We start from the raw sequence: 12,606 nt of genomic DNA, 5'->3' as shown, positions 1-12,606 counted from the left end.
GTTTAAAAGAATTGCATGAACTTACAAGAACCTTGTTTAATCTGTATTTATGACCAAACAAAACGCGTATGTGAACTCTTGAATCTAAATGATGAACAAGCAAAGTCCATTGATACTTTGGCACGAAAGCAGATTCTATCATTTGATAAAAATCAAAATCCTCCACTGAATGCGGCTCCTTTATATGAAGCAATGGCAGAACTTTTAAACGTCGACGATCTTTATGCAGATTTTAAAAAAGCCTCCTCTGAAAAAGCAAAAGCCTTTCTTCCATTGTGCAAAGCAAAAATTGATGCAAGTTCCAATACGCTTTTTGAAGCAACCAAGACGGCTGTTGCGGGCAATGTGATTGACCTTGCTGCCGTGATGTTGTATGACCTTGAAGAAGAGTTAGAAAAGATTTACCATACCTCCTTTGCTATTGATGATTTTAAAGCACTTGAAGCTCAACTGGCAAAGACACAAACGTTAGTTTACTTAGCGGATAATGCAGGGGAAGAGATTTTTGATAAACTCTACATTCAAACCATTAAAAAACTCTATCCTAACATTGAAGTGTACTATTTTGTGCGAGGTCGTCCTATCATCAACGATCTTACATGTAAAGATGCATTGGCTTCTGGGATGAACGAAGTAGCCGTGATTATTGACAGTGGCGTTCCCACACCTGGTCTTGTGCTCGAGCTTATGAATGCAAAGGCACGTGTTGTTTTTGAAAAAGCAGACTGCATTATCTCAAAAGGGATGGGAAATTACGAGTGTTTAGGCGAGACCAAAGGGTTACCCATTTTCTTTCTTTTTAAAGTAAAATGCAATGTAGTAGCCCAAGCTGTTGGGGCACAGCTTGGTAATATTATCTGTAAACGGGGAATTTAACTAAGCTCTACATAGGCTTCATAGAGTTTTTTGACACCTTCTTCTATCTGCGCAAGGCTGGAGTTAGTGTAGTTAAGTCGTCCATAAGAGCTGATACGTTTATCGGCAAAGAAAACACTTCCTGGGACAAACGCAACTCCTTTTTTAATAGCAACATCAAAAAGTTTCATACTATCATCACACTTTTTAAAATTAACCCAAATAAACATACCCCCTTCAGGTACGATGAATTCAATGCTGTCTTTAAAATAGGTGTGTAGTGCTTTTACCATAGCATCCCGTTTTGGACGGTAACATTGGATCAACGTTTTAGTATGCTCTTGTAATTCACCACTTTGCATCATTTTTGCACAAATGTGTTGGAAAAATTTAGAATTTTGTAAATCTGTACTCTCTTTACTGAGGGTTAATGCACTGATAATTTCTTTGGGTGCTCTCATCCAACCAATACGAAAATCAGGTGCTAAAGTTTTTGAAAATGTTCCTAATGCTATGGTGAGCTCTGGAAGCAAATCAGCAAATGCCGTAGTTTGGGTGCCATCGTATCGAAGGGCTTCATAAGGGCTGTCTTCTAGCAAGATAACGTTATATTTTTTAGCAATTCGTACTACTTCTTTGCGGGTTTCAAGGGTATACGAATAACCTGTTGGATTTTGAAAAATTGGTATCGTATAGAAAAATTTGGGTGAATAATCGCGAAACAGTGCTTCAAGAGCAACTGTATCAACACCGTTTGCATTAAGTGGAGCTGCTTTGATTGTTGCATTGTACATATGAAAAAGTCCAAGGGCTGCAAGGTAGCTTGGATCTTCAACAATGATGCAATCTTTCTCATCTAAAAAGGTTTTACAGACTAAATCAAGTCCTTGTTGTGAACCATTAGTTAGCATGATTTCCGCTGATGTAGTGCCCACATATTTTTTAGCGATCTCAACTTTGAGTGCTTCAACACCAGAAGCATTGCTGTATTGAAACAGACGATTATCTTCTGTCTCAAAAAGTTTTTTGGCATGTTTTTCAATGCTATCTCTTGGGAAAAGAGCGGCATCAGGAAGACCGCCAGCAAAAGAGATAATGGAACTTTGTGCCGTTAAGTCTAAAATCGTCCGCGTAAATGAACGTGATGCGGTGGTAACACGTTTTGCAAATTTGGTTTGCATTATCTTGCCTTTATTAAAAATGTATCGAAATTATAGCGCTTCTTCTATCGAGAAACCATATGAAACGAGGGATTAGTTTTGTCCATTTGTGCTATAATTGTTTCATGAAACAGAAACAGATGACTAAAAATGATCATATTGAGCGCGTCAATGAAGTGCTTTTTTATATTCACGGCGATATTGCCAAGAATTTTGGCGTCGAAGAACTTTCCTCTTTGGTCGCGATGTCACCGTTTCATTTCAATCGTATTTTTAAAGAAGTGACAGGGGAAAGTCTGCACGCGTACATTAAGCGTGTTAAGCTAGAACACGCTGCCAATCTTTTACTTTTTAATCCTGATGCCACGATAACGCACATTATGCATGAAGTGGGTTTTGTCTCGAATGCTTCCTTCTCACAAGCGTTTAAAGAGAATTTTGGCGTTACACCCACTAAGTGGCGAGAGGTCGATATTGCCAATGAAAACAGAGACTATACGTTTGTGGATAAACCTTTACATGTAAAGATTGGTACGATGCCTAGTTTTGATGTTGCGTATGTTAGGCACAAAGGGTACGATCGTAGCATTAAGATGGCGTGGTTGAAGCTTCAAGAGTGGGCATTACGTCAAGGTATCGACTTTTCTGAACAAACAATGATAGGGTTGCATCATAGCAATCCGCGCTTTGTAGAGTCCTCGTTATGCCATTATGTGGCATGTTTAGAACTTCCTTTGGGTAAAAAATATTATCGAAGTGCAGAAGTTGGAGTCATGCGGATTCCTCAAACCTTTTGTGCCGTTTTTTCACTCCAAGGTGTGTATGGTGATCTTAAAAAATTTATGGATGTCATTTACCATGAATGGCTCCCTAAAAGCGATTATGAAAAGGCATCACTTCCTTCTTTTGCAGTGTATCGGGAAAATCATTTTATCAACGCTAATGAGACATTTGATCTAGATTTTTGTATTCCCGTACGATTTAAATAGATGAAATTATCATTAATGAATTCTTTTAAGCAACCAACAAACAAACCAAAGTTACAATCTTCAAAGATCACAAAAATGACACAAGGAGGTTGTTATGGATGCACTGTTCTTAATTGTTCCGATTGGGGTTGCTTCAACGCTGTTTGTCTTTTTCTTTTTTGAGAAACGGGCCATTGCTGCTAAGAAACTCAAAGAGTCTAAAGGCTTACCCGCTCCAAGTGTAGAGGATTTTTATGAGAAGTTTCAGCGCTATGAAACACTTTTTAATGTGATTGGTTTTTTTATAGCTTCTTATGCGATCTCATTGGCCTTAGCAAGCATTACGTATAATCCAAGTTATGGGTTAACTCATGCGCTCTCTTATATTTTTGCAACAACGTTTATTGGGACAATAATTATTTTTGGAATGAAACTGAAAAAAAGTATTTTAATACAAGTATTTGCCACATTTTTGTACGGGGCACCACATATTGTAGCATCATCGCTTGCATTTTTAACACGCTATATCATCGGTTAAAATCTTATGGGCGCTCTTTGGCGTCCATTTCCTCTAAGACTTTTTTGTTATAATACGCAAAAAAGAGTTTCCATGAAATACCCTCCAATTTTTATCACTGCTACCAATACAGATATTGGGAAAACCTATACCACGCTTAAACTTCTTGAAGCACTCAGCGCAAAAGGTCTCAAAGTTGGTGTTATGAAACCTATTGAGACAGGGGTTATCACGCATCCTTTGGATGCTACAGTGTTGTTTGAAAATGCAAAACGTTTAAATCCTGCACTTGAAGTCTTAAAGATGAGAGACATTACACCATATCAATTTGAACTTCCTGCGGCTCCTTATGTTGCAAAAGGACGTAAGAAAATTAGTTTAGAGCTATTAGAAAGTGCTTATGCAAAGATCGAAGCGTTATGTGATATTGTGCTCATTGAAGGAGCAGGTGGACTTTTGGTGCCGATTGAAGAAGATCTTTACATGTACGATTTTATTCGTCTCTTTCATGCCAAAACATTATTGGTTGGACATGACCAACTAGGATGTATCAACGACATTTTGCTCAATCTTCATCTTTTAGATGGTCTAGGTGTGGATGATTATGAATGGTGCATCAATTTTAAAGGTGATCGTGCCCGTTTCGATGAAATCACTCTGCCATTTTTTAAAAAACTCTTTGGCAGAGTGCTTTCACTACAAGAAAATATGGATGATATTATCGAGAGTTTAATAGGTTACCATGAGGTCGAGGTGGATAAACTCTAAAGGTTTGTCCGAATATTTTACGATCGTTTGACCTTTGTAATTGGCGGTATTGCGGTACCCCATAAACTGCTCGGAACTTTTTTCTTCATAGCGTGTGGTACAACGTCGCTCCATGCGATAGCCTGGAGGTGGCGGTGTACTGCTCGCACTTTGCTCGGCAATGTTTTTCCCCACAAGGGTTCCTACGATGGCTCCACCCACGGTTGCGGCGGTATTGCCTCTGCCACTGCCGATTTGGTGCCCTAAAACACCACCGGCAACACCTCCGATGAGTGCTCCAGCCACGCCACTTCCCTCACTTGGCGGTGGAGGCGCATACTGCACGGCAACTTGTTCATCCCAACACTCTTGGTACGGTACTCGCGATGTGACCATTCGGTACTCGGGTTTACTGGTGATCACGCGTACCTCTTCTGCCATATGCATGGTCTCCGCATAAAGGAGAGAACTCGCAAACAAAAGTGGGGCATAAAATAATTTTTTTCATGTTACCTCCTTTTTCGCGGAATTGTACCACAGCGAATTGAATAAAGTGTTAACGAAACTTACAGTCAAACTTTGTTATTATTTTCACAAAATCATCAAGGAGCGGTGCGTGAACCATTTGATTAATACACGGGATTTTTCGTTGGAAGAGATTGAGAAGTTGCTTGAGCGAGCAACAGAGTTTTTGGATGAAAAACCACGAGAAATTTTGAAAAACAAAACGGTCATTACCATCTTTTTTGAAAACTCTACTCGGACACGAAGCAGTTTTGAAATTGCAGCCAAACGCCTTGGCGCTATGGTTGTGAGCCTTGATGTCTCACGCAGTTCTTCGAGTAAAGGCGAAACACTTTTTGATACTGCGGCAAATCTTGATGCCATGGGACCTGATGCTATTGTCGTACGTCATAAAAGCTCAGGGGTACCGCATATCTTAGCCAATTATGTCAACTGTCCGATTGTCAATGGTGGTGATGGTGCTCACGCGCACCCAACGCAAGCTTTACTTGATCTTTTTACGATGAGACGCCATTTTGGTGATGTCAGAGGCAAAAAAGTGGCGATTGTAGGAGACATAAAAAATTCCAGAGTTGCCAATAGTAATATTGAATTGCTAGCGCGCGTAGGCGTTGAGGTAATTTTAGTGGGGCCACCGCATTTTTTACCTCAAACCGACCTTCGTGTGTACCACACGATTGAAGAAGTGATTGATGAAGTTGATGTCATTATGAGTTTGCGTGCCCAAACCGAGCGCCATGCAAATCAAATTTATGCTTCACTGAAAGATTATGGGGCTGATTTTTGCATCACTTCAAAGCTTATGGGAGATCGTGACATTATCATTCTTCATCCAGGCCCTGTACACCGTAATGTTGATGTCGATGATTTTATGATGAAAGATCCACGCTCCAAAATTTTAGAGCAAGTTAAAAATGGGGTAGCGGTGAGAATGGCGGTTTTGGAGAAGCTGATTGAACATTGAGTTTGCCTCTAAACTCAATGCCTTTGGCAAAGCAAAAAACCTTTTTTCTTTGTGATTGATTATGCGGCAAAACAGTTTGAGGCATTTGCTCTCGATGCCGTTCCAAACGGTATTTTATATCAATTAGAAACCCAAAGTAATGCCTCTAATACTTTTACATGTAAAGATTTTTCTTGGTCTAAAACACCTCCTTCAAAAGAGCAGTATCGTGCTCAGATTCAAGCGGTTATTGAAGAGATAAAAGCAGGCAATACCTATTTACTTAACCTGACATCTCCTACACAAATTGAGCTCTCTTGTTCACTCGAAAATCTTTTTTATACTGCCAATGCTCCGTTTAAACTCTGTTATCACGAAGCATTTGTCTGTTTTTCACCGGAGCGCTTTGTAGCAATAAGGAACAATCGCATCAGCACTTATCCGATGAAAGGTACGATTGATGCGAGCATCCCTAACGCGAAAGAGAGGATCTTAAACGATGAGAAAGAAAAAGCGGAGCATGTGATGGTGGTTGATCTTTTGCGCAATGACCTCTCTATGGTTTCGCGTGAAGTGCGTGTGGAGAAGTTTCGCTATGTGGAAAAGATTCAAGCAGGCGGCAAAGAGCTTTTGCATGTCAGTTCCAAAATTACAGGGATATTAGATGAAAATTGGCATGACAATGTCGGAACTATCCTTTCAACATTGCTGCCTGCTGGTTCTATCAGTGGAACACCTAAACGGAGTAGTGTCGAAATTATCGAACGTCTTGAAGATTACGATAGGGGCTTTTTTACAGGTATTTTTGGTGTGTATGATGGAAAAAATTTAGACAGCGCTGTGATGATTCGCTTTTTGGAAAAGACAAAAGAGGGCTATGTGTTTAAAAGCGGTGGAGGTATTACGCTTTTAAGTGAGGCGGAAAAGGAGTACGATGAGTTGTGTGATAAAGTCTATGTCCCCCTGTTTTGAGACGCTTAAAGCGGTAGATGGCGAAATTTTTCATCTTGCCTTTCATCAGGCACGGTTTGATCAAACGCGTCAAGCGCTTTACGGTTCAACGTATAAACTCGTTCTCTCAGAACATTTGACTCCTCCTAAAGAGGGTACCTATCGAGTACGCGTTGAATATGCCGAAGCGCTTCAAAAAATTGAGTATATTCCCTACGCCCCACACACAATTCAAACATTTGCACTCGTAGAAACTGAGATAAACTATGCGTATAAATATTGTAATCGAGAGGCTTTAAATGCTCATTTACAAGGAAATAGTGATGATATTGTCTTTACATGTAAAGGAGAGCTTCAAGACACGAGTATCGCAAATATTGCGCTTTTAATAGATGGCGAGTGGAAAACGCCACTTTATCCACTTTTAAAGGGAACGACACGGGAGCGATTGCTCAAAAGCGGTGCACTCAAAGCTGAAGTTTTGGACATGAAAAGCCTTCAAAAAGCTCAGAAATTTGCTATAATGAATGCACTTATAGGATTTAAAATCATTGATAACGTATTATGGATAAAGGAATAAATTTGAATTGGGATCTTTCAGCACTCTATGAAAATGAAACCGTATTAGAAGCGGATTTAAGAGATGCCGCATCACGTGCAAAAAGTTTTGCATCTGTTTGCAAAGGTAAACTTAAAGAGTTACATGTTAATGAGTTTTTAGAATCGATCAGAGAGTATGAATCGATCAACGAGACATTGGGTTGTATTATGACCTATGCTTTTTTAAAATTTGCAACCAATAGTGACAATGGTGGATTTTATGCCAAATACCAGCAAGCTCATAGTACCATCGCTGAAGACCTTCTCTTTTTTGAACTTGAATTTAACAAGCTTTCCAAACCAAAACAAGAAGAGTTAATCGCAGCGACTCCCACCTATAAATATTATTTAGAATCCCTTATGGAAGAGAAGCCTTATCAGCTCAGCCAAAAAGAAGAGCGCATTCTTCTTAAAAAAGAGATGACGTCATCTTCAGCATTTAGCAGGCTTTTTGATGAGCATTTTAGCCGCTTGAAGTTTTCTTATGAGGGTGAAAAGCTCTCCGAAGAGGAGATCCTCAGTAAGCTTCAAGACTCAAACCGTGAGGTACGACAAAAAGTAGCAAGTGCTTTTACAAAAGGGCTGAAACCCCATCAACCTCTTTTGGCATACATCTTCAATATGATTAAAACGGATCTTGCGAGTGAATGTGAACTTCGTGGCTATAAAAACGCTGAACAATCACGCCATATGGATAATAAAATTACACAAAAAAGTGTCGATGCTTTAGTTAAAAGTGCTGAAAGTAGTTTTTATTTAGTACAAGATTATTACGTACAAAAAGCAAAACTTTTGGGACTTGCTGAGCTTTATGAATACGATCGTTATGCTCCCTTAGAAGAATCCACCGAAAAATTTGATTTTCAAACATCGAAGAAAATAGTGTTAGACGCCTTCAAAAAGTTTAATCCTAAATTTTATGAAATTGCCTCTATGGCCTTTGAAAAAGGATGGATTGATGTATTTCCTAAAGACAAAAAAAGAGGTGGAGCATTTTCTCATCCAGCAACACCCAGTACGCATCCCTATGTGCTTTTAAACCATACCGATACGAGGCGTGATCTTTTTACTTTAGCCCATGAACTAGGTCATGCGATTCATCAATATCTTTCACGTGATGTGGGGTATCTTGGAAGTGACACACCTTTGACGACGTCTGAGACAGCGTCTGTGTTTGCTGAAATGCTTGCATTTGATGCTATTAAAGATAATTTGAGTATGCGTGAAAAACGTTCTTTGTATGCTAGTAAAATTGAAGATATTTTTTCTACACTTTACCGACAAATTAATTTCACAACGTTTGAGCGTAAAGTACATGCGCACGAAGGCGAGTTGGATCTTGAAACCTTTAATCAATACTGGATGCAAGAGAGTCAAAAAATGTTTGGCAAGAGTATTACGCTCACAAAAGATTATGCGCTTTGGTGGAGCTATATTCCTCATTTTATCCATTCACCCTTTTACTGCTATGCTTACAGTTATGGACAATTACTAGTTTTAGCACTTTATGGACTCTATAAAAAAAGTGATAAAGCAGCCTTTGTTCAAAATTACACAAGCTTTTTGAGTGCGGGTGGAAGTCAAAGTCCAAAAGAACTGATTAAAAAATTTGGGTTTGACATTGAAGATGAGCATTTTTGGCAATTAGGTATTAGCGAAATAGAATCCCTCTTAGCAGAATTTAAAGGAATGTGCGATGCTTGAAGCGTTACTTGGGAGTGAAGAGTTTTATGGATTAATGAAAAAACACACCAAAGAGGTGTTGGAGTTGCTTCTTAAACGTGGGGTGAATTTTTCGATTTTAACGAACATCTCAGATGTCACATTTGATCCTGAGTTACCCTCTGAAATCAGGCAAAACTTCAAACCGATTACGATGTTTTTTTTAGCGGGATACACGTTTGAAAGTACCCAAGTTTATAATGGAAGAATCAGCTTTGAAGCAGGTTTTGGTAGTGATAATTTTGGTTCTTTGGTCAGTTTACCGATTGAAGCAATTTTGCAGATTATTATTGAAGAGATTCCTGTGTTTATTAACCTAAGTACACCTCCAAAATCTCAAGTAAAAGAGCCTAAAGAGACTGGACTAAAACGCTCAATGGAAGCGCTTATGTCCAATCCTAATAATCAAAAGCTCATTAAAAAGTAGCACTAAGCTTTAATCTCTTGTTTGCTCATAATGTAGTTGATAACATTGTCAATCAGTGCATCATGTTTACGATCTTTGATATAGCAAAGATAGAGCATACGGGTCAACTTTAAGCCTTTCATCTTTGTGGTATACAGTACCCCATTTTCTAACTCGTCAGCAATAATATGTTTTGAAATAATTGAAACTGTTGGCGTATCTTCAATATTTGCTTTCATCAGTGTATGTTTAACTGCGGTTGAACTCGTGACAATACTTTTAACTTTAAAACTTTTACAATCCACATCCATCTTCTCAAAGGTCTCATGAATAATCTTTCGAGTATTGGATTCCTCTTCGCGGCAAATCCAATTATAAGAGAGTAAATCTTCTTTTTTAACCATTTTAGGAAGAGGAGAACGCGACGTAATGACCAATTCATCTTCTAACCATTCGCGGTAAATAATCCCTTCTTGAAAAATAGGTGCTTCAATGAGTGCTAAATCCACCTTTTTATCAAGAAGTTTTTCCGTAATTTCTGCGGCATCTTCCACTTTGAGCATTACATTATTTTTAATGGCTTCTTGTATGTCATTCAGAAAATTTGGCAGAATATAGTTACCAATCATGGGTGATGCCCCCAGCACAAAAATAACCTCTTTATTAACAAGGCGGAGCATCTCTCTCTCCGCGGCTAAAAGATGTTTTTCAAGCTTTATGGCGACCTTGTACAGTTCTTCACCCGCAGTGGTGAGTTTGATACCATTTTTTTTACGATCGACGATTTGAATATCCAAGTATTCTTCAAGAAGTTTTATCTGTTGTGTGACAGCAGGTTGGCTGATGCCAAGTTTTTTAGAGGCTTTAGAGAAGCTTTTTTCTCGTACAACGGTCAAAAAGGTTTCCACTTTTGAGAAATCTTTCAGCATGAAATAATCCTTTTATTTTATAAATATTTTTGATAACACTTGAAAGATTATAACAAAAAATAATAACAAAAACAATGGATATTGCTACACTTTTTTGATCAAAACTTTTGTTTATCGTAGCGTTTCAATGATGAAAAAAATCTGTAGAGTTTTGCTTAAACTTTTTTTGCTATAATAAATACAATTTATATCATAAAAAAGTAGATGAACGCATGCAAGATTTAACGATGTTAAACGAGTCACAACAAGATGCGGTAAAATGTGTAGATGGTCCTGTCCTCATCTTAGCAGGTGCGGGGAGTGGAAAAACCAAAACGATTACGTCACGCTTGGCTTATTTACTCTCTTTGGGAATTCCTCCTGCCAACACGTTGACGCTCACCTTTACGAACAAAGCTGCTAGTGAGATGCGAGAGCGTGCTATGGCGATGATTGAAGAGCATACGTATCCACCGCTTTTATGTACGTTTCATAAATTTGGTCTGCTTTTTTTAAAGTTTCACATTGAAAAAATAGGGCGTAAAAATAGCTTTGTAGTCATTGACACCGATGATAAAAAGCGCATTTTAAAGAGCTTTAGTACCAGTACCGAACTTCCAACAGGAATGATTGCTAGTGAGATTTCACGCTATAAAACCTCTTTAATTGATCCGAAAGTGGCATGGGAGAAAGCAGAGCAAAAAAGCTATCAAGTCATTGCTAAAATTTATGAGCAGTATGAAGACTATTTGGAGTCCAATAACTTGGTTGACTTCGATGATCTTTTAGTGCTTCCTTATAAAATTTTAGAGAGTGATGATGCTTTATGCGAAGAGGTAAGTCATCGCTATCAGTATATCATGGTCGATGAGTATCAAGATACCAATGAACTTCAATACAAGTTACTTCGTAAACTCTGTTTTACTCATAATAATCTCTGTGTGGTGGGTGATGATGATCAGAGTATTTATGGTTGGCGTGGCGCCAACATTAAGAATATTTTAGAATTTCACGAATCGTTTGACAATGTTAAAATCGTGAAGTTAGAAAAGAATTATCGTTCTACCACACAAATTCTAAAAGCAGCCAATGATCTGATTGAACACAACCGTGGACGTATTGGCAAAGTGCTTGAAAGTACTAAAGGTGATGGTAAAGCGATTGAGGTGATGGACTCGCACGATGAAAACCAAGAAGCACATTCCATTGCAAAACGCATTAAAAAGCTCATCTTAAGCGGTGTGAGCCCCAATGAAATTGCCGTGTTATACCGCATCAATGCGCTCAGTCGTTCCTTGGAAGAGGGCCTTAATAAAGAGCAGATTCCTTACAATATGGTAGGAGGTGTCAAGTTTTACGAAAGAGCTGAGGTCAAAGATGTCATCAGTTACTTGCGTGTGATTGCCAACCCTCATGATGATTTTTCGATTAAACGCATTATCAATCGTCCGAAGCGTGGGCTTGGAAAAGTAACCATCGAACGCATGATTAAATCTGCTTACGATAACCGTCAATCCATTTATGAATACATTACATGTAATGAATCTGCCATTGAAAAAGAGGCGACAAAGAAGGCTTCCTTGGCACTGAAAGAGTTTGTTCAAAATATCGCGTACATTCGAAGTATTCAGGAAAATTCCACCTACGATATGATTGATGCGATTGAAGAGTCTTTCGCCATAAAAGAGTATTACAACAACCAACCTGACTCGTTGGAACGTATCTCTAACATTGATGAATTTTACGGGCTTTTTCGTGACTATGTCAAGCAAAATCCTCAAATGAATGTGGACGATTTTTTAAATGAACTTGCATTGCAAAGTGATCAAGACCAAATTGATAGTGAAAATATCTCTATTATGAGCATTCATGCGAGTAAAGGCTTGGAATTTGAATATCTTTTTGTGATTGGGTTAGAAGAGGGCTTTTTCCCGCTGATTGGAGATGGCAGCGACATCGAAGAAGAGCGACGTCTTGGATATGTAGCGATTACGCGTGCTAAACAAGAGTTGACCCTGAGTTTCTCTGCCAGCCGTTTTTACAAAGGGCGCAGAACTGAGCTTACCAAAAGCCGTTTCTTGAAAGAAGCAGGGGTGTGTGAAGGAAGTTTAATTTTTGAGAAGACGACTTCCTTTAAAAAAGGTGATTTGGTGAAACATAAAATCTTTGGTATTGGTCGTGTTACAGAGATTAGCAAAGTGGGGCGTGAGTTTAAATTGCAAATTAATTTTAGTGGTACAAGACGCGATATTTTGGCTTCCTTTGTGGAGAAGATTTAGTGGATAACCGCCTTTTTGTTGCCTA

The 12,606-nt window shown here is 38.7% G+C and carries 13 protein-coding genes; 10 read left to right on the top strand and 3 right to left on the bottom strand.

What is annotated here, in order from left to right; translation table 11 throughout:
- Positions 1 to 15 precede the first annotated feature (15 nt).
- Complete coding sequence (locus Sdiek1_RS10360; protein ID WP_087439053.1) at positions 16 to 876, top strand: damage-control phosphatase ARMT1 family protein; 861 nt, start codon at positions 16 to 18, stop codon at positions 874 to 876.
- Here Sdiek1_RS10360 and Sdiek1_RS10355 read toward each other — a convergent pair.
- The gene (locus Sdiek1_RS10355; protein ID WP_087439052.1) at positions 873 to 2,036 is read right to left on the bottom strand and encodes an aminotransferase-like domain-containing protein; all 1,164 of its coding nucleotides are present in this window, start codon (positions 2,034 to 2,036) and stop codon (positions 873 to 875) included. The two genes, Sdiek1_RS10360 and Sdiek1_RS10355, sit on opposite strands and share 4 nt — an antisense overlap.
- A 119-nt stretch (positions 2,037 to 2,155) precedes the next feature.
- Here Sdiek1_RS10355 and Sdiek1_RS10350 point away from each other — a divergent pair, with 119 nt between their 5' ends.
- The 3 genes from Sdiek1_RS10350 (at position 2,156) to bioD (ending at position 4,268) form a co-directional block, all read left to right on the top strand.
- Positions 2,156 to 3,004, top strand: a complete 849-nt coding sequence (locus Sdiek1_RS10350; protein WP_238098937.1) for an AraC family transcriptional regulator — start codon at positions 2,156 to 2,158, stop codon at positions 3,002 to 3,004.
- Positions 3,005 to 3,098: 94 nt separating this feature from the next.
- On the top strand, positions 3,099 to 3,521 hold the full coding sequence (locus tag Sdiek1_RS10345) for a hypothetical protein (protein WP_087439050.1): 423 nt from the start codon (positions 3,099 to 3,101) through the stop codon (positions 3,519 to 3,521).
- A 72-nt stretch (positions 3,522 to 3,593) separates the two neighbouring features.
- Complete coding sequence (gene bioD, locus Sdiek1_RS10340; protein WP_087439049.1) at positions 3,594 to 4,268, top strand: dethiobiotin synthase; 675 nt, start codon at positions 3,594 to 3,596, stop codon at positions 4,266 to 4,268.
- Here bioD and Sdiek1_RS10335 read toward each other — a convergent pair.
- Positions 4,230 to 4,688, bottom strand: coding sequence for a glycine zipper 2TM domain-containing protein (locus Sdiek1_RS10335; RefSeq protein ID WP_202819553.1), 459 nt, complete (start codon positions 4,686 to 4,688; stop codon positions 4,230 to 4,232). The two genes, bioD and Sdiek1_RS10335, sit on opposite strands and share 39 nt — an antisense overlap.
- A 175-nt stretch (positions 4,689 to 4,863) precedes the next feature.
- Between Sdiek1_RS10335 and Sdiek1_RS10330 the strand changes: the two genes are divergently transcribed.
- Genes Sdiek1_RS10330 through Sdiek1_RS10310 form a run of 5 tightly spaced genes read left to right on the top strand, consistent with a single transcriptional unit; the run spans position 4,864 to position 9,415 of the window.
- Positions 4,864 to 5,736: an aspartate carbamoyltransferase catalytic subunit gene (locus tag Sdiek1_RS10330; protein ID WP_087439048.1), complete on the top strand. Its 873-nt coding sequence runs from the start codon at positions 4,864 to 4,866 to the stop codon at positions 5,734 to 5,736.
- Positions 5,737 to 5,787: 51 nt separating this feature from the next.
- Positions 5,788 to 6,687, top strand: coding sequence for an aminodeoxychorismate synthase component I (locus tag Sdiek1_RS10325; protein ID WP_087439047.1), 900 nt, complete (start codon positions 5,788 to 5,790; stop codon positions 6,685 to 6,687).
- On the top strand, positions 6,650 to 7,246 hold the full coding sequence (locus Sdiek1_RS10320; RefSeq protein ID WP_087439046.1) for an aminotransferase class IV: 597 nt from the start codon (positions 6,650 to 6,652) through the stop codon (positions 7,244 to 7,246). The genes Sdiek1_RS10325 and Sdiek1_RS10320 overlap by 38 nt, the downstream gene beginning before the upstream one ends.
- Positions 7,247 to 7,248: 2 nt before the next feature.
- Positions 7,249 to 8,970 (top strand): M3 family oligoendopeptidase, encoded by a 1,722-nt coding sequence (locus tag Sdiek1_RS10315; protein ID WP_087439045.1) that lies wholly within the window; start codon positions 7,249 to 7,251, stop codon positions 8,968 to 8,970.
- The gene (locus tag Sdiek1_RS10310) at positions 8,963 to 9,415 is read left to right on the top strand and encodes a hypothetical protein (protein WP_087439044.1); all 453 of its coding nucleotides are present in this window, start codon (positions 8,963 to 8,965) and stop codon (positions 9,413 to 9,415) included. Before Sdiek1_RS10315 ends, Sdiek1_RS10310 begins: the two co-directional genes overlap by 8 nt.
- Positions 9,416 to 9,417: 2 nt before the next feature.
- Here the strand turns inward: Sdiek1_RS10310 and Sdiek1_RS10305 are convergent, their stop codons facing one another.
- On the bottom strand, positions 9,418 to 10,323 hold the full coding sequence (locus Sdiek1_RS10305) for a LysR substrate-binding domain-containing protein (RefSeq protein WP_087439043.1): 906 nt from the start codon (positions 10,321 to 10,323) through the stop codon (positions 9,418 to 9,420).
- A gap of 212 nt (positions 10,324 to 10,535) precedes the next feature.
- Between Sdiek1_RS10305 and Sdiek1_RS10300 the strand changes: the two genes are divergently transcribed.
- Positions 10,536 to 12,581 carry an ATP-dependent helicase gene (locus Sdiek1_RS10300; RefSeq protein WP_087439042.1) on the top strand — a complete coding sequence of 682 codons (2,046 nt, stop codon included), beginning with the start codon at positions 10,536 to 10,538 and terminating at the stop codon, positions 12,579 to 12,581.
- The last annotated feature ends 25 nt before the right edge of the window (positions 12,582 to 12,606 follow it).

The sequence above is a fragment of the Sulfurospirillum diekertiae genome (genome assembly GCF_002162315.1).
GTDB lineage: Bacteria > Campylobacterota > Campylobacteria > Campylobacterales > Sulfurospirillaceae > Sulfurospirillum.
This window is presented reverse-complemented; position numbering and strand designations above follow the sequence as displayed.

Coding starts and splice junctions, on each gene's coding strand:
- Sdiek1_RS10360 (WP_087439053.1), top strand. CDS start 16: ATGAACTTACAAGAACCTTGTTTAATCTGTATTTATGACCAAACAAAA.
- Sdiek1_RS10345 (WP_087439050.1), top strand. CDS start 3,099: ATGGATGCACTGTTCTTAATTGTTCCGATTGGGGTTGCTTCAACGCTG.
- Sdiek1_RS10320 (WP_087439046.1), top strand. CDS start 6,650: ATGAGTTGTGTGATAAAGTCTATGTCCCCCTGTTTTGAGACGCTTAAA.
- Sdiek1_RS10310 (WP_087439044.1), top strand. CDS start 8,963: ATGCTTGAAGCGTTACTTGGGAGTGAAGAGTTTTATGGATTAATGAAA.
- Sdiek1_RS10350 (WP_238098937.1), top strand. CDS start 2,156: ATGACTAAAAATGATCATATTGAGCGCGTCAATGAAGTGCTTTTTTAT.
- bioD (WP_087439049.1), top strand. CDS start 3,594: ATGAAATACCCTCCAATTTTTATCACTGCTACCAATACAGATATTGGG.
- Sdiek1_RS10305 (WP_087439043.1), bottom strand. CDS start 10,323: ATGCTGAAAGATTTCTCAAAAGTGGAAACCTTTTTGACCGTTGTACGA.
- Sdiek1_RS10300 (WP_087439042.1), top strand. CDS start 10,536: ATGCAAGATTTAACGATGTTAAACGAGTCACAACAAGATGCGGTAAAA.
- Sdiek1_RS10355 (WP_087439052.1), bottom strand. CDS start 2,036: ATGCAAACCAAATTTGCAAAACGTGTTACCACCGCATCACGTTCATTT.
- Sdiek1_RS10335 (WP_202819553.1), bottom strand. CDS start 4,688: ATGGCAGAAGAGGTACGCGTGATCACCAGTAAACCCGAGTACCGAATG.